At 43.7% G+C, this 15,646-nt stretch carries 13 protein-coding genes and 1 pseudogene; 7 read left to right on the top strand and 7 right to left on the bottom strand.

From position 1 onward, the window contains the following. Positions 1–73: 73 nt before the first annotated feature. Both ettA and HGG78_RS00730 read left to right on the top strand, forming a co-directional pair. Complete coding sequence (gene ettA / locus HGG78_RS00735) at positions 74–1,741, top strand: energy-dependent translational throttle protein EttA (RefSeq protein ID WP_053311216.1); 1,668 nt, start codon at positions 74–76, stop codon at positions 1,739–1,741. A 267-nt stretch (positions 1,742–2,008) separates the two neighbouring features. Continuing rightward, positions 2,009–2,386: a PilZ domain-containing protein gene (locus HGG78_RS00730; RefSeq protein ID WP_171980864.1), complete on the top strand. Its 378-nt coding sequence runs from the start codon at positions 2,009–2,011 to the stop codon at positions 2,384–2,386. A gap of 98 nt (positions 2,387–2,484) precedes the next feature. On the opposite strand, the gene tyrA is transcribed toward HGG78_RS00730, so the two are convergent. Together tyrA and HGG78_RS00720 are read right to left on the bottom strand one after the other, a co-directional pair. Then, positions 2,485–3,612 carry a bifunctional chorismate mutase/prephenate dehydrogenase gene (gene tyrA / locus HGG78_RS00725; protein ID WP_171980863.1) on the bottom strand — a complete coding sequence of 376 codons (1,128 nt, stop codon included), beginning with the start codon at positions 3,610–3,612 and terminating at the stop codon, positions 2,485–2,487. A gap of 11 nt (positions 3,613–3,623) precedes the next feature. Beyond that, positions 3,624–4,700: a 3-deoxy-7-phosphoheptulonate synthase gene (locus HGG78_RS00720; protein ID WP_053311219.1), complete on the bottom strand. Its 1,077-nt coding sequence runs from the start codon at positions 4,698–4,700 to the stop codon at positions 3,624–3,626. Between the two features lie 250 nt (positions 4,701–4,950). On the opposite strand from HGG78_RS00720, the gene HGG78_RS00715 reads away from it, so the two are divergent. Both HGG78_RS00715 and btsR read left to right on the top strand, forming a co-directional pair. Then, a complete protein-coding gene (locus HGG78_RS00715; RefSeq protein WP_053311220.1) occupies positions 4,951–6,627 on the top strand; it encodes a sensor histidine kinase in 1,677 nt (558 codons plus the stop codon). A gap of 9 nt (positions 6,628–6,636) precedes the next feature. Continuing rightward, complete coding sequence (gene btsR / locus HGG78_RS00710; RefSeq protein WP_053311221.1) at positions 6,637–7,353, top strand: two-component system response regulator BtsR; 717 nt, start codon at positions 6,637–6,639, stop codon at positions 7,351–7,353. 51 nt (positions 7,354–7,404) lie between these two features. Here the strand turns inward: btsR and nagZ are convergent, their stop codons facing one another. Next, the gene (gene nagZ, locus HGG78_RS00705) at positions 7,405–8,388 is read right to left on the bottom strand and encodes a beta-N-acetylhexosaminidase (RefSeq protein WP_172531819.1); all 984 of its coding nucleotides are present in this window, start codon (positions 8,386–8,388) and stop codon (positions 7,405–7,407) included. A gap of 109 nt (positions 8,389–8,497) precedes the next feature. Here nagZ and HGG78_RS00700 point away from each other — a divergent pair, with 109 nt between their 5' ends. Then, positions 8,498–9,610 (top strand): anhydro-N-acetylmuramic acid kinase, encoded by a 1,113-nt coding sequence (locus tag HGG78_RS00700; RefSeq protein WP_172531818.1) that lies wholly within the window; start codon positions 8,498–8,500, stop codon positions 9,608–9,610. Positions 9,611–9,625: 15 nt separating this feature from the next. Continuing rightward, positions 9,626–9,775, top strand: a pseudogene (gene murQ / locus HGG78_RS19270) (N-acetylmuramic acid 6-phosphate etherase); the annotation flags it as partial. Between the two features lie 173 nt (positions 9,776–9,948). On the opposite strand, the gene HGG78_RS00690 reads toward murQ, so the two are convergent. Both HGG78_RS00690 and HGG78_RS00685 read right to left on the bottom strand, forming a co-directional pair. Further along, positions 9,949–11,745 (bottom strand): cation:proton antiporter, encoded by a 1,797-nt coding sequence (locus HGG78_RS00690; RefSeq protein ID WP_172531817.1) that lies wholly within the window; start codon positions 11,743–11,745, stop codon positions 9,949–9,951. Positions 11,746–11,786: 41 nt separating this feature from the next. Continuing rightward, entirely contained in the window at positions 11,787–12,128 is a 342-nt protein-coding gene (locus HGG78_RS00685) for a DUF2799 domain-containing protein (RefSeq protein ID WP_053311226.1), read from the bottom strand. Positions 12,129–12,398: 270 nt separating this feature from the next. Here HGG78_RS00685 and HGG78_RS00680 point away from each other — a divergent pair, with 270 nt between their 5' ends. Next, on the top strand, positions 12,399–13,886 hold the full coding sequence (locus HGG78_RS00680) for a carbon starvation CstA family protein (RefSeq protein ID WP_053311227.1): 1,488 nt from the start codon (positions 12,399–12,401) through the stop codon (positions 13,884–13,886). Between the two features lie 83 nt (positions 13,887–13,969). Here the strand turns inward: HGG78_RS00680 and ispH are convergent, their stop codons facing one another. Next, on the bottom strand, positions 13,970–14,932 hold the full coding sequence (ispH, locus tag HGG78_RS00675; RefSeq protein WP_171980860.1) for a 4-hydroxy-3-methylbut-2-enyl diphosphate reductase: 963 nt from the start codon (positions 14,930–14,932) through the stop codon (positions 13,970–13,972). Positions 14,933–15,120: 188 nt separating this feature from the next. Further along, on the bottom strand, positions 15,121–15,552 hold the full coding sequence (gene fkpB / locus HGG78_RS00670; protein WP_053311395.1) for an FKBP-type peptidyl-prolyl cis-trans isomerase: 432 nt from the start codon (positions 15,550–15,552) through the stop codon (positions 15,121–15,123). Between the last annotated feature and the right edge of the window lie 94 nt (positions 15,553–15,646).

The raw sequence follows: 15,646 nt of genomic DNA, 5'->3' as shown, positions 1-15,646 counted from the left end.
CTAGTAACAAATAAGGTCACTTTGGTATAAAATAGCTACTTTATTCTGTTACTAAGATTAGGAACAATCGGCAATGGCTGAATACGTATATACCATGTCGCGGGTAAGTAAAATTGTCCCGCCTAAGCGTCAAATTCTCAAAGACATCTCTCTTAGCTTTTTTCCAGGTGCCAAAATTGGTGTTTTAGGTCTCAATGGTTCGGGTAAATCCACCCTACTGCGTATCATGGCCGGCATTGATACTGATATTGATGGTGAAGCACGTCCACAACCTGGGCTAAAAGTTGGCTACCTTCCTCAAGAACCAGTATTGGATGAATCAAAAACTGTACGTGAAGTGGTTGAAGAAGCCGTTGCAGACGTCGCTGGTGCGCTGACCCGTCTTGATGCAGTTTATGCCGCTTATGCTGAACCTGATGCTGACTTTGATGCGCTAGCAAAAGAGCAAGGCGAGTTAGAAGCCTTGATTCAAGCCAAAGATGGCCACAACCTTGAAAACGCCCTGGAGCGTGCTGCTAATGCATTGCGTTTGCCTGAATGGGATGCAAAAGTTGCAGTTCTATCGGGTGGTGAACGTCGCCGTGTGGCAATTTGTCGTTTGTTGCTTGAAAAACCAGACATGCTGCTACTTGACGAACCAACCAACCACTTGGATGCAGAGTCAGTAGCATGGCTTGAACATTTCCTAGTTGATTATTCAGGAACCGTTGTGGCTATCACCCACGACCGTTACTTCCTTGATAATGCGGCAGGTTGGATTCTAGAACTTGACCGTGGTGAAGGTATTCCATGGCAAGGAAACTACACGTCTTGGCTAGAGCAGAAAGATGAGCGTTTGAAGCAAGAGTCATCGCAAGAAAGTGCTCGTCAAAAAACGATTGAGAAAGAACTTGAGTGGGTACGTAAAAACCCGAAAGGTCGTCAAGCAAAATCCAAAGCACGTATGGCTCGATTTGAAGAGCTAAACACGACAGATCACCAAAAACGTAATGAAACCAACGAACTTTTCATTCCGCCAGGTGAACGCTTAGGTGATAAAGTGCTGGAAGTTACGAACCTGACTAAATCTTTTGGTGATCGCGTTTTGATTGATAACTTGTCATTCAGCATGCCTAAAGGTGCCATCGTCGGCATCATTGGTGCCAACGGCGCTGGTAAATCGACTTTATTTAAGATGTTAAGCGGTGTCGAGCAACCTGACTCGGGGACGATTGAGCTAGGTGACACGGTTAAATTGGCTTCAGTTGATCAGTTCCGCGATAGCATGAACGACAAAAACACCGTCTTCCAAGAGATTTCTGAAGGCGCTGACATCATTAAGATCAACAACTTTGAGATCCCAGCTCGTGCCTACTGCTCACGCTTTAACTTCAAAGGTGTCGATCAACAAAAAGTGATTGGTGAACTCTCTGGTGGTGAGCGTAACCGTGTGCACTTAGCAAAACTGCTTAAAGCAGGTGGTAACGTACTGTTACTCGATGAACCAACCAACGACCTTGATGTTGAAACACTACGAGCACTAGAAGAAGCCTTGCTAGAATTCCCTGGTTGCGCAATGGTTATCTCCCACGACCGTTGGTTCTTGGACCGTATTGCTACGCACATTCTTGATTACCGTGATGAAGGCCAAGTTAACTTCTACGAAGGCAACTACAGTGAGTATACCGATTGGTTAAAACAAACCTTAGGTGCTCAAGCGGCAGAACCACACCGTATTAAATATAAGCGTATTGCTAAGTAATCCATTTACTCTTTTGAGGCCGCTGTTAAGCGGCCTTATTTTTATGGGTAGGAAATACTCTCTCACTTTCTTAAAAAGTCGCGCAAATTCATCCTTAAGAAGGTTCATGACTCAAACGTTGTTGATGAAAAATGATGCGAGGTTTGCAAAGGTGAGGAGTTGATTCGCGACACCATCGCTAATTCGGTCTAAACTCACTAGATAATGATTGATCACTAACATAGAGCCGATACTGTAATAGTAAAGGCTCAACAAAGAGAGTGTAACATGATTGAAAGACGCCGCTTTTCACGCATTATCTACCAGATGCCAGCCAGTGTGGTACAAGGTTCCCATCACATCGCCACCACCATTCAAGATTTGTCTCTTCATGGGTTATTACTCTCAAGCCCAAAGAGCGATAAACTCAACATCAACGAAACCGCTCAAGTCGAATTTACCCTACCTGAAAGTGATATAACCATTAGCTTAGTCGCTAATTTAATCAGCATTAATAACAACGTTATTCGCGCGATCATTGATCATATTGATATCGACAGCATTGCTCACTTAAGACGCTTGGTTGAGTTGAATGTAGGGGATGATGCCTTGCTCCACCGCGAGCTCGAATATTTATCAGATTTAGGGGATATTGATGCGGAGTAAAAGCGTCGTTTCCATTTTTATCAATGGAAACGACTTTGCTCAATAATGGGGGGTTTTTAGCTTTCAAGCAATTGATAAACTGAGTTCAGCCTATCCACTTAAGCTCGGTGAATCGCATCATTGGCTTGCTTGAGTAAGTTTTGGCTTTCTAGCATAAATTGTTGTGAGTAATCGCCAAACCATTCACTAACTTTAGAAAAGTTTTCAACAAATGCCTGTTTATCATGGCCATCCAACACCTTCATTGCTTCTCCAAAGCACTGATGGAAACGTTTAATCATCTCGACATTCTCTTCTGACGACAAAATAATGTCCCCATACAGATTCGGATCTTGACCAAACAAACGCCCGACCATCGCTAATTCCAATCGATAAATTGGCGAGCTCAATTGGAGCAGTTTTTGGATGTTGGGATTTTCCTTTGAAAGATGTAACCCATAAACAAATGAAGTGAAGTGACGTAGCGCTTGGATTAATGTCATACCGTGATCATGCTCAGCCGCATCGATCTGGCATAGGCTTGCCCCCCAAATAGAGAACTGCTTCAGAAGCCATTGGTAGTTCACTTCTCCACGACCATCACAATAAACAATCACTTGTTTAGCTAGGCTAGGAACATCAGGTCCAAACATAGGATGTAAGCCAACAACAGGGCCTTGGTGAACCGACATCATGGCTTGCAACGGTTTGGATTTGATCGAAGTAAGATCACACAAGATGCAGTCTGGCGGTAAGTTGCCCAGTTTTTCGATCACACCAACAGTCAAGTGAATAGGAACAGTAACTACGACCAAGCCAGCATTGTGCAACATGTCATCAGCTTTATGCCAATCTTGACTGCCGAGTACTTTAACTTGGTAACCGGATAGTTTGAACATACGACCAAATAAACCACCGAGCTGTCCATTACCACCAATGATCACCACCGAACGCAGTTCAGGATTTAAACACTTAAAGCCTGAATCTTTTTCACTGGCATAGGACTCACGCATGGTGCGACGCAAAATATCTTCGATTAACTGAGGGGGGACGCCTTTTTTCTCGGCTTCGGCGCGGCGAGAAGCAAGCATTGCTGCTTCTCTATCTGGCGCATAGATAGGTAAACCGTGCAGGCTTTTCACTTCCCCCACTTTCTCGACTAAAGCTAAACGACGAGCCAATAACTCCACCATTTGTTTATCAACAGCATCAATTTGATCACGTAATTCGTTAAGTTCAACAGCCATGGTACTTCCTTCTACTGACCTTTTAGTCGATTTTCTAAGAACGGAACGAGCTCTAGATGAGCATGGCGTAATAGTGCCTCAGTTGATTGCCAATTGATACACGCATCCGTAATCGAAACACCATAAGCCATTTCACTGAGAGGTAAATCAGATGATTGGCTGCCTTCATTGATATGGCTCTCAATCATCAAACCAATAATAGATTGATTGCCCTCACGAATTTGATGAATAACATCTTCCGCGACTAAAGGTTGACGACGGTAATCTTTACGGGAATTAGCATGGCTGCAATCAACCATTAGGGAAGCGTCGAGCTTATGTTTCGCCATCTCTTGTTCACATTCCGCAACAGAGACCGAGTCGTAGTTCGTCTGTTTACCACCACGTAAAATAACGTGTCCATTGGGATTACCCTGAGTAGTAAGCAAAGCCACTTGCCCTTCAGTGCTGATCCCCATAAAACGGTGACTAGAGGAAGCCGCTTGCATCGCATTGATTGCGGTCGCTAAATTACCATCAGTGCCATTTTTAAAGCCAATCGGCATCGATAGACCGCTGGCCATTTCACGGTGAGTTTGTGATTCAGTGGTACGAGCACCAATTGCAGCCCAGCTAAAAGTGTCGGCTAGGTATTGAGGGCTGATCGGGTCAAGTGCTTCAGTCGCAAGCGGGATCTCCATTTCGGCCAGCTCCACTAACAACTGACGCCCAACATGCAAACCATGTTCAATATCAAAACTGCCATCGAGATGTGGATCGTTAATTAACCCTTTCCAACCAACTGTAGTACGTGGTTTTTCGAAATAAACACGCATCACAATGTAAAGCTGATCACTCAACTGTTCAGAAAGGGCTTTTAAGCGCTTGGCGTAATCTTTCGCAGCATCTATATCGTGGATAGAACAAGGGCCACATACCACTAACAATCGATGATCTTTTTTATGAATGATATTGGCGATGGTTTGACGAGAATGCTGAATAAACTGACGAGCTTTATCACTCAGCGGTAACTTTGCTTTTAGTTCATCGGGCGTGATCAACACTTGCTCATCACTGATATTAATATTACTTAGTTCACTTTTCTGCATCTCATCACCTGTATTCTTTTATTTACACAAAAATAAATTTGCGCTTAAAAACCGATAAAGGACAAATTATCAGGCTTAAAAAACATTGCAAGTGTAAATTATAAAAAACATTTAATGTAAATATAATTTTACACTTATTTTTATCGTGCTTTAAGACAAAAAGTATAAGATGACGCGTGTTTTATTCCGTCTATCTCCCCTAAAATGTCCATTATTACCACTTACTGAGTCAGACTTACTAGGATTTACCATGGATTTAATCCTTTCACTGCTGCAACAGATGTGCGTTTACCTAGTGCTGGCTTACATGCTGAGTAAAACGCCGATTTTTCTACCGCTGCTGAGCATTTCAAACCGGATTAGCCATAAAATCAGCATCTATGTGCTATTTTCGCTGTTTTGCATCATGGGAACCTACTTTGGTTTACAAATCAATGACGCTATAGCCAATACACGCGCGATTGGCGCAGTGATGGGCGGTTTATTTGGTGGTCCTGTGGTTGGCTTTGCTGTCGGTTTTACAGGAGGTATGCATCGTTATACTTTAGGTGGTTTCACCGATGTCGCCTGCGCGATTTCAACCACAGCAGAAGGGCTTATTGGTGGCTTGCTGCACACTTACTTGCTACGTAAAGGCAAAGGACGCTTACTGTTTAGTCCTAGCATTGTGTTCGCTGTTACCCTATTTGCCGAAATTGTGCAGATGCTACTCATTTTGTTAGTCGCCAAACCTTTTAATGAAGCTTATGCATTAGTCTCGACTATTGCAGCCCCCATGATCATCGCCAATTCAGTTGGCGCTGCGCTGTTTATGAGCATTCTGCAAGATAGGAAAACCATTTTTGAAGAGTACTCAGCCACATTTTCTCGGCGTGCTCTCAACATTGCCGAACGCTCTGTCGGAGTGTTAGCCAACGGCTTTAACCCACAAAATGCAGGCAAAGTGGCACGCATTGTTTACGAACTCACCAACGTCGGTGCAGTATCCATTACTGACCGAGAAAAGATTCTCGCTTTCGTTGGTATTGGGGATGATCACCATAAACCAAATACGCCTATCTCCTCCCAGAGCACACTCGATGCGATCACTAGAAATAGTATTATTTACCTTGATGGTAAAGATTCACCTTATCAATGTTCTTTGTCGAAGAGCTGCAAACTTGGGTCTGCACTCATTATTCCACTACGAGCAGGGGATCGAGTGATTGGAACCATCAAACTGTATGAACCAAAACGGAAGTTATTTTCAACCATTAATATGTCGATGGCTGAAGGAATCGCTCAGTTGCTATCAAGCCAGATCTTATATGGTGAATATCAACAAAAACAGATGCTACTTTCGCGGGCTGAAATCAAGCTATTGCACGCTCAAGTAAACCCTCACTTTCTATTTAATGCACTCAACACCATCAGTGCTGTTATTCGTCGAGATCCCAATAAAGCACGAGATTTGATTCAGCATTTATCACATTTCTTTCGCAGTAATCTCAAACAAAATATTGAAACCGTCACACTCAAAGAAGAAATTGCTCACGTAAAAGCTTACTTAACCATCGAGCAAGCTCGCTTTGCTGATCGTTTAGAAGTTGAAATTGAAATTGAAGATTCATTACTTGAACGCAATGTTCCTAGCTTTACGTTACAACCCTTGGTGGAAAATGCCATTAAACACGGCACTTCAAATTTATTAGCTGGAGGGAAAGTCCGCATTTTTAGCCAACAGCAAACCGAAGGATATCGAATCGTTGTTGAGGATAATGCGGGCAGTTACCAAGCGCCAAGTGAAGACTACGATGGACTGGGCATGCAAATCGTCGATAAACGATTAACCAATAAATTTGGACCGCAATCTACACTTAAAACAGAAGTATTGGCAAATCAATACACACGAATGAGCTTTCTCATTCCTTATAAAGGATCTTATTAAGGTAATCACATGCTTACGGTACTGGTCATTGATGATGAGTTATTCGCTCGGGAAGAGCTGATAGAACTACTAGAAGAAACAGGACAAATTAACGTTATTGGTCAGGCAAGCAATGCCATTGAAGGGCTAAAGAAAATTAATCAATTAAAACCCGATGTGGTTTTTCTTGATATTCAAATGCCACAAATAACAGGTATTGAATTACTGGGTATGCTTGACCCAGAAACCATGCCAAATGTTGTTTTTGTGACCGCTTATGATCAATATGCAATCCAAGCTTTTGAAGATAACGCCTTTGATTACCTACTCAAACCAGTAGATACCGAACGTTTGAAAAAGACTATCCAGCGTTTAGTGCGCAGTGATAAGAAAAAAAGCGATGCTTCCATCTTAGCACCAACCTGCTTAGACCAAGTACCATGCATCGGCCTAAATCGGATTGTGATCCTTGCCACCAAAGATGTTGAGTTTGCTTATAGCGATATTAGTGGTGTACATGTGCAAACAGATCAACAGCGAGCCACCAGCCAATTAACGCTCAAAGTTTTAGAAGAAAAAACGCCCTTGGTGCGCTGTCATCGCCAATATTTAATTAACACCAAAGCCATTAAAGAGATCAAGTTGTTAGAAAATGGGTTGGCAACCATCGTCACTCGGAGCGAACATCAGGTGCCCGTTAGCCGCCGTTATCTCAAAAGTTTGAAAGAAGTATTGGGCTTCCATTAAACCACTGACCAAAACGCCACAATAATTGATAGTGTGGCGTTTTATTGGTTTCTAACCCAACATGCGCTTGATCGCTTCCGAAGCTTGTTTCCACTGAGTCGAGCTGTGCAACTGCGATAACGTGAATGACTCGCGCTTAAGCAAACCCTCTGCGGCGGGGACGTTTAATATCGGTAAATTGTCCAAGACTTCAACCTGAGCATCGCGTTGGTTACACACTAAAAGCATGTCGCACCCCGCCACCAATGATTGATGAGCCCGCTCTGCAGGTCCGCCCATGACAGACGCCCCTTCCATAGTAAGATCATCAGAGAAAACCAGCCCTTTAAACCCTAATTGCTGACGTAAAATCTGTTTTAACCAGTATTGTGATCCACTTGCTGGCTGCGCGTCATACTGAGGGTAAATAACATGTGCGGGCATCATCGCATCTAATAATCCCGCTTCAATTTGAGCTTTAAAAATCGCCATATCGACATCAAAAATAGTGTCTCGCTGGTCATAAGGCGTTTCTAAATGTGAATCGGCAATAACACCACCGTGCCCTGGGAAATGCTTTCCAGTCGTTGCCATACCAATCTCTTTCATTCCCTGCATATAAGCGGAGCTATAACGAATGATGGTATCGACATCATGGCCAAATGCGCGACTCCCAATAGCTTTACACTCATGGCCTTTATCCAGTACTGGCGCAAAACTGAGATCGATATCATGGGCGATCAATTCCGCAGCCATCAGCCAACCACCTTGTCGAGCAAGCGCTTCACCATTGCTGTGCTGTGCATAATCTTGTGCGGCAGGGATCAGCGAAAAGCCCTCTCGAAAACGCTGAACACGACCACCTTCTTGATCAACACCAATCAAAATGGGACGTTTCGCCGCTTGACGAATGGCTTTATTAAGAGCCAAAAGTTGCTGGTTATCATGGTAATTACGAGCAAATAAGATCACGCCACCTACCGTTGGGTGCTCAAGAATATCTTTGTCTTCAGCGCTCAGTTCACAACCAGCCACATCTAGCCATAACGGTCCCATGCTTACTCCAATAATTTGGTTAAATAGTTAATTTGACGAGATTATTCGCTTTGAATTTCTATTACAATGCTTTTGTTTGAGCCAACAGCAATGGAAATAGGAGCAGCCAATGACAACTTGTGAACGTTACATCGGTGTCATGTCAGGTACTAGCATGGATGGGGTCGATACCGCCTTAGTCGAAATTAATGATCAGCACATCCGCTTACTGGCTCATGATGATTTCCCGATGCCTGATGCGTTAAAACAGCGGTTACTTGAAATCTGCATCGGCCAGCCAACCAATTTAAAAATGATCGGGGAACTTGACCACCAGCTCGGCCATCTCTTTGCCGAAGCAGTCCATGCGCTATTGGATAAATCCGGCTATCAAGCAAGTGATATTCGAGCGATTGGTTGTCATGGCCAAACCGTGTTCCATCAACCGACTGGTGATTACCCATTTACCATGCAAATCGGTGATGCCAACATCATTAGTACTCAAACGGGTATTGATACCGTCGCCGATTTTCGCCGCAAAGACATGGCGCTCGGTGGACAAGGTGCCCCACTAGTTCCGGCTTTCCACGATACCATTTTCAAATCGACAGACTCAGCGGTTGTGGTACTCAACATCGGTGGTATTGCTAATATTTCAGTACTTCGACCACAGCAAAAAGTACTCGGTTATGATACTGGCCCTGGCAATATGTTGATGGATGCGTGGTGTTTCGAACACACCGGGCGTTCGTTTGATCTCGATGGTGCTTGGGCAAGAACAGGACAACTAAATCAACCACTGCTAACCCTTTTATGCCAAGAGCCTTATCTTGCCTTGAGCGCGCCTAAAAGTACCGGAAGAGAGCTATTTAATCGGCCATGGTTACAACAAAAAATCGCGGGGTTATCTGTAGCGGCGCAGGACGTTCAACGTACCTTATGCGAATACACGGCACTAACCATTGCCACTGAAGTGAATCAATACCAATTCGGTCCACATCCAGAACTCTTATTGTGTGGTGGCGGAGCTCGCAACCCCTTGCTTGTTGAATGCTTACAAACCCATTTACCTAACTGGCGTATTGCACCAACCAGTAGCAAAGGCGTGGATAGTGACTACATGGAAGCGATGGCGTTTGCTTGGCTCGCTCAACGAAGAATGCACAACCTGCCAAGTAATTTACCTGAAGTTACCGGTGCACGCGGCCTCGCTTCGCTTGGGGTAATTTATTCTGCTCATTAATCAGTAAGGAATGTTATGACTAACGATGCGCTTATTGCTGCACTTTCTCATCTGGTGTCTGATGCTGGCAACCCAGAAACAAGGGATATCGACCAGCTACCTACTTCAAAAATTGCTGAAAGTAGTAATCAGAAGTTACTCGCCCGAGCAGTACGAATTGTAATGCAAGCAACAGATTGCGAAAGAGCAGAAGCAGAGACGCTTTTAGAACAAACTCACAACAATACAAAAGTCGCCATTTTGATGAGCCTAACTGAGCTGAACTACCAGCAGGCAATGGAAAAGTTGGCTGAATCCGACGCTTTTTTAGGTCGTTCGATGGAAAAAGGTGAGAGCCACTAGTGGCTCTCGTTGATTTTAATCAAAGAGACAACCGTTTCGCCCTCTACAGGTTCAAATACCTGTGTATCGTGGTACATCTGAATTCGACCTTTTAGATTCACAACAAACAAAGGCAGCACAAAACTTTCTTTATGTCGCTGTAGATAATCTTGATAAGTAAAGTTTCCGCTCAGTTTGGTATGTTTAACTTCCGCACCTTGGTTGATCAAACTGGCCAGTTTTTTGTAGCTCACGTCACCATTAAACAATGACAAACCATGATATTCCTGAGCCACTTTATGCTTATCGCTACTGCTGCTATTAACGTGATCGTTCAGACAAAAAACCCGCTTTTCACCAAAATCACTGAGAAAATGCATGCACGCCATAATATTGAAATGCTTATCTGGTGTGAGTGCGACCACATGTCCAATACCGATCAAATCCAAATATTCATCGGCATGGCTGGAGATGGGGTTACCATAATAATTAGCAAGCCCAGCCATTCGAGCTTGACTAATATAGTCCCAGTTTGAATCCGTCAATACGACTCGACAATCGTACTTCGCAAACGCTTTTCCAAGCTCTCTTGCTACATCATTCGCACCAATAACCAAAAAGCCTCGCGGGGCAGGTTCTGCAACTTGCAAAGCTATGGCGATAGGACGTGCTGTCGCACTTTGTAAGATAACGGTACCAATAATGACCATAAACGTTAATGGCACCAGTAGCGTCGCACCCTCTACACCTGCCGACGTCAGTTTTATTGCAAACAGTGACGAAATTGAGGCTGCGACAATTCCTCGCGGAGCAACCCAAGCTAAAAATGTCTTCTCTTTCAGCGATAACGAGCTGCGAGCCGTGGCTATAAAAATGGACAAAGGGCGAGAAACTAACTGCATTAACACAAACAATAATAGAGCGCTCCAACCTAATGCTTGGAAATCTGCAATCTCTATACGTGCCGCCAAAAGAATAAAGAGGCCAGTGATCAGCAAAATAGTCAGGTTCTCTTTAAAGTGCAAGATGTGCTGAATATTGACATTTTTAGCATTAGCGAGCCACATCCCCATAACCGTCACAGTCAGCAAACCAGATTCTGATTCAATAGCGTTAGATGCAGAGAAGACCCCAAGCACCACAGCTAATACAGCGAAAGGTTGTAAATATTCAGGCAACATACCTCGCCTTAATATCACCGCGACGGCTTGTCCCGCGGCTGCGCCTATTGCTAAACCCACGGCGAGAATTAAAGCAAAGACATACAAGCTATGCACTTCACTGCTAGAAACAATAAATTCATACACCATCACCACAAACAACGCGCCCAGAGGATCGATCAGTATCCCTTCCCAACGTAATATATTGGAAAGCCGAACATTTGGCCTAACAGTACGCAATAGCGGGACAATAACGGTAGGTCCAGTAACAACCGTTAAGCTACCAAACAGTAATGCCAACGACCAATCAAAGCCCAGCAGGAAATGTGCAACCGCGCTGGTTACTCCCCATGAAACAAGCGCACCGAGCGAGACGATGCTCCACACTGTATGATTCACACCGCGAATTTCTTTAAAGTTAAGCGTTAAACTACCTTCAAACAAAATAACAGCAACAGCAAGAGAGATAAGAGGAAATAGCAATTCACCGAGTAAAGCTTGAGGCTGCAACCACCCCGTTAAGGGACCAACAACTAGCCCTGCGATCAATAGAAATAAAATAGCTGGCAGTCGCAAGCGCCATGCCAGCCATTGACACGCTAAACCAAGAACGCCAATAGCCGCAATGGCCAAAGCGATAAACTCTTCATGCATATACTTTCTCTAAAAAGGAGTGTTGTAGTGGTGATAGCAAACTAGTTTGTGAATTCATTCCAACCGCGTTGCCATTCCATACGAAATTTCTGCGCCTCATCAGTGCCTTCACACACCCCTTCATAAAATTGGCCAGACAACCCCATTTGATAGGCAAAATTAGGATTGCAATACTCTTTAACACCTTGCGTATAACCTAACTCGTAATCCGCTTGTTTGACCGAGCCTAGTTCTGATAACAATTTATAACTGCGTTGGCTGTGACCTGCCACACCGTCTTGATAACCAATTTGCTGCCAGTTGCCTTGCTGAGCAAGCTCAGCCTCAGAGGCAACACAACCCGTTAAAGCCATTACAACCAACACTACATTTAACTTTTTCATTATTTTCCTTAATTTATGCTTTTTATTCAGCCTAGCAGTTAACGTAAAAAATGACGACTCATTGCCACATCGTCGCACAAAATGCCACTAATTGAAGGACAACACCAATCTATTATCAAGTGAGGGGATGATAAATACTGAAAACCACTTATTGAGTAAAATAACCATTAAAGTGGCTATATTGCCACTGACCTGAAAAGGGCAGGTTTATTGTTAATGGAGCCTTTATTATCGACAGTGAGCTTAATTCATTAATAAAGGACAATTGCTATGATGTGGTTTCTAACCTGTGTCGCAGCGCTACTTGCTGGATATTTCATCTACGGTGCTTTCGTAGAAAAAGTATTTGGAATTAACGAAAACCGTAAAACCCCTGCCCATACAAAATCAGATGGCGTCGACTATGTTCCGATGTCGACCAAAAAAGTTTACTTAGTACAACTGTTGAACATCGCTGGTGTCGGCCCTATTTTTGGCCCGATCATGGGCGCATTATACGGCCCTGCGGCTATGCTGTGGATTGTTGTTGGCTGTATCTTTGCGGGTGCGGTACATGACTACTTCTCTGGAATGTTATCCATCCGCAACGGTGGTGCTTCTGTACCAACCATTACAGGTCGTTACCTAGGCAATGGCGCAAAACACTTTATGAACATCTTTGCCATTGTGCTACTTTTACTGGTCGGTGTTGTTTTCGTATCTGCTCCTGCCGGCATGATCACTAATCTTATCAATGAACAAACTAGCCTAACAGTTAGCATGACTTCTATGGTTGTGATCATTTTCGCTTACTACATTCTGGCGACGATTGTACCAGTTGATAAAATCATTGGTCGCTTCTACCCACTGTTCGGTGCACTACTGATTTTTATGTCAGTTGGATTAATGACCGCAATTGCACTATCTAGCGAACATACGGTAATGGGTGGCTTTGAGATGAGCGACATGTTCACCAACATGAACCCGAATGATCTTCCACTTTGGCCTGCACTGTTTATCACTATTGCTTGTGGTGCTATTTCAGGTTTCCACGCAACGCAATCACCCTTGATGGCTCGCTGTATGGAAAACGAGAAGAATGGGCGCTTTGTGTTCTACGGTGCCATGATTGGCGAAGGCATTATCGCGCTTATTTGGTGTGCTATTGCCCTATCCTTCTTTGGTTCTTTAGACGCATTATCTGAAGCGGTGAAAAATGGCGGCCCAGGCAACGTAGTCTACAGTGCATCATTTGGCTTACTTGGCGTATTCGGTGGCATCATTGCTTTCCTAGGAGTGGTCATTCTGCCAATCACCTCTGGCGATACCGCTTTCCGTTCAAGTCGCTTAATTCTTGCTGAATACTTTAACATGGAGCAAAAAACGCTGCGTAACCGCCTGATGATGGCATTGCCTCTGTTTGTTCTTGGTGGGGTATTGACTCAAGTAGATTTCGGCATTATTTGGCGCTATTTCGGTTTTGCCAACCAAACCACTGCCGTGATGATGCTTTGGACAGCTTCAGCCTATCTATTACGCCATAATAAACTGCACTGGATTGCAACCGTTCCAGCCATGTTTATGACAACCGTCTGTGCAACTTTCATTTTAAGTAACAGCACATTAGGTTTTGGTTTACCAATGCAAATCTCAACCATTGCAGGGATTCTATTCACTCTAGCCGTTACCGGCTATGTGATTAAAATTTCAAAAGGCAAAGGTGATAGCGACTTAGCCGATGATGAAGAACAAGCTAAAGCCGTAACAAAAACCGCGTAATACATACTGTATTTCACAAATAGAAAAGGGGTTCCGTTGCTGGAACCCCTTTTCTCAATCAAGACAAAAATTAATCGCTGGTTTTATTCAATTTGTTTAATTTGCAGCTCTTTCGGTACTTCAAAAAACATATTTTCTTCACGTCCTAGAACCTCTTCAACACTCTTTGCACCAAGATCTTTAATTCTTTGCAGAATTTGGTCGACTAACTCTTCAGGTGCAGAGGCTCCGGCTGTTACGCCAACCTTTTGCTTTCCATCAAACCATTTAGGGTCAATATCTTCAGGGCAATCGGTCAAATAACCTGGTGTCCCAAGTTTTTCCGCCAGCTCTTTCAAACGAGTGGAGTTAGATGAATTTTTCGACCCAACCACAACCACTATATCCACCTCTTGAGCAAGCTGACGTACTGCATCTTGACGATTTTGCGTTGCGTAACAAATGTCATCTTTACGAGGACCTTGGATATCAGGAAAGACTTCACGCAGCTTATCAATGACATCGGCCGTTTCATCAACAGACAAGGTTGTTTGGCTAACATAGTGCAAATGGCTTGGGTCTTTTACTAGCGCCTTAAGTGCATCGACATCTTGTGGGGTTTCCACCAAATACATGCCACCTTCTTGGCTAGCGTATTGCCCCATGGTGCCTTCAACTTCAGGGTGTCCAGCGTGACCAATCAGTACCACTTCCATACTTCTGCGACTTGCACGAGCCACTTCCATATGCACTTTAGTAACCAGAGGGCAAGTTGCATCAAACACAGTTAAAGCGCGCTCTTGAGCTTCCTTTCTCACCGCTTGTGACACACCATGAGCCGAAAAAATGACGATATTGTCATCGGGTACTTCGTGTAAATCTTCAACAAAAATCGCACCACGTTGCTTTAGCCCCTCAACAACAAAACGGTTGTGAACCACTTCATGTCTAACATAAATAGGTGGTTGATATAACTCAAGTGCTCGCTCAACAATGCTGATTGCACGATCAACACCGGCACAAAAACCACGAGGGTTTGCTAACAATATTTTCATTTCATTGCTCATTGAATGGGTTATCACTGGTAACGAATACTAATCACAGTAAATAAGTGTTCAGAAATAGCGTAGGAAAAATGCTTGATAACAAGGCGGGATTTTTCGATAAGTAGTGATTCTACAATCAAAAATTCTAACGCCGTTATCGAGTGTTTTAACAAGCTAGAATGACCCGTTATTTACTACGATTGGTATAGTTATTCTACAGACAAGATTTCAACATCAAAAATGACATCTTGCCCAGCCAGTGGGTGGTTAAAATCAACCGTCACAGAGTCACCCGCAATCGCCGTAATAATACCGGGAATTTCCATCCCATCGCGGCCGCTGAATGCCATGATGGTGCCTACTTCAACTTCGGCATCACCAACAAATTTAGCGCGATCCATGTAGTGAATATTGTCTGGATTTGGCAGACCAAATGCGTCTTCCGCACGAAGCTCAATTGACTTTGATTCGCCAGCACTAAGGTTAAATAAGCACTGTTCAAAGTTTTCACTCAAACTGCCATCACCAATCACTAATTTAGCTGGTTTCCCCATATTATGAGTACTATCAGCGACAGAGCCATCTTTTAATTTAATGGTGAAATGTAGGGTCACCGCACTATCTTGCTTTATCGTCGTCACGTTACGTCTCTTATTATTGATGGAAGAAATCAGCGTCATACTCAAGTATCGAATACACTAAGATACGCTCATTCCATACCGATATTATTTTAGA

Source organism: Vibrio aestuarianus, assembly GCF_012395185.1.
GTDB classification, from domain to species: domain Bacteria; phylum Pseudomonadota; class Gammaproteobacteria; order Enterobacterales; family Vibrionaceae; genus Vibrio; species Vibrio aestuarianus.
The sequence above is the reverse complement of the archived record's forward strand: the minus strand, read 5'-3'. Positions and strand labels throughout refer to the sequence as shown.

What these genes read in the sequence shown, in the direction of transcription:
- ispH (WP_171980860.1), bottom strand. Translation starts at nt 14,932, where the DNA reads ATGAGCAATGAAATGAAAATATTGTTAGCAAACCCTCGTGGTTTTTGT.
- nagZ (WP_172531819.1), bottom strand. Translation starts at nt 8,388, where the DNA reads ATGGGACCGTTATGGCTAGATGTGGCTGGTTGTGAACTGAGCGCTGAA.
- ettA (WP_053311216.1), top strand. Translation starts at nt 74, where the DNA reads ATGGCTGAATACGTATATACCATGTCGCGGGTAAGTAAAATTGTCCCG.
- HGG78_RS00715 (WP_053311220.1), top strand. Translation starts at nt 4,951, where the DNA reads ATGGATTTAATCCTTTCACTGCTGCAACAGATGTGCGTTTACCTAGTG.
- HGG78_RS00720 (WP_053311219.1), bottom strand. Translation starts at nt 4,700, where the DNA reads ATGCAGAAAAGTGAACTAAGTAATATTAATATCAGTGATGAGCAAGTG.
- HGG78_RS00700 (WP_172531818.1), top strand. Translation starts at nt 8,498, where the DNA reads ATGACAACTTGTGAACGTTACATCGGTGTCATGTCAGGTACTAGCATG.
- HGG78_RS00730 (WP_171980864.1), top strand. Translation starts at nt 2,009, where the DNA reads ATGATTGAAAGACGCCGCTTTTCACGCATTATCTACCAGATGCCAGCC.
- HGG78_RS00685 (WP_053311226.1), bottom strand. Translation starts at nt 12,128, where the DNA reads ATGAAAAAGTTAAATGTAGTGTTGGTTGTAATGGCTTTAACGGGTTGT.
- HGG78_RS00690 (WP_172531817.1), bottom strand. Translation starts at nt 11,745, where the DNA reads ATGCATGAAGAGTTTATCGCTTTGGCCATTGCGGCTATTGGCGTTCTT.
- HGG78_RS00680 (WP_053311227.1), top strand. Translation starts at nt 12,399, where the DNA reads ATGATGTGGTTTCTAACCTGTGTCGCAGCGCTACTTGCTGGATATTTC.
- btsR (WP_053311221.1), top strand. Translation starts at nt 6,637, where the DNA reads ATGCTTACGGTACTGGTCATTGATGATGAGTTATTCGCTCGGGAAGAG.
- tyrA (WP_171980863.1), bottom strand. Translation starts at nt 3,612, where the DNA reads ATGGCTGTTGAACTTAACGAATTACGTGATCAAATTGATGCTGTTGAT.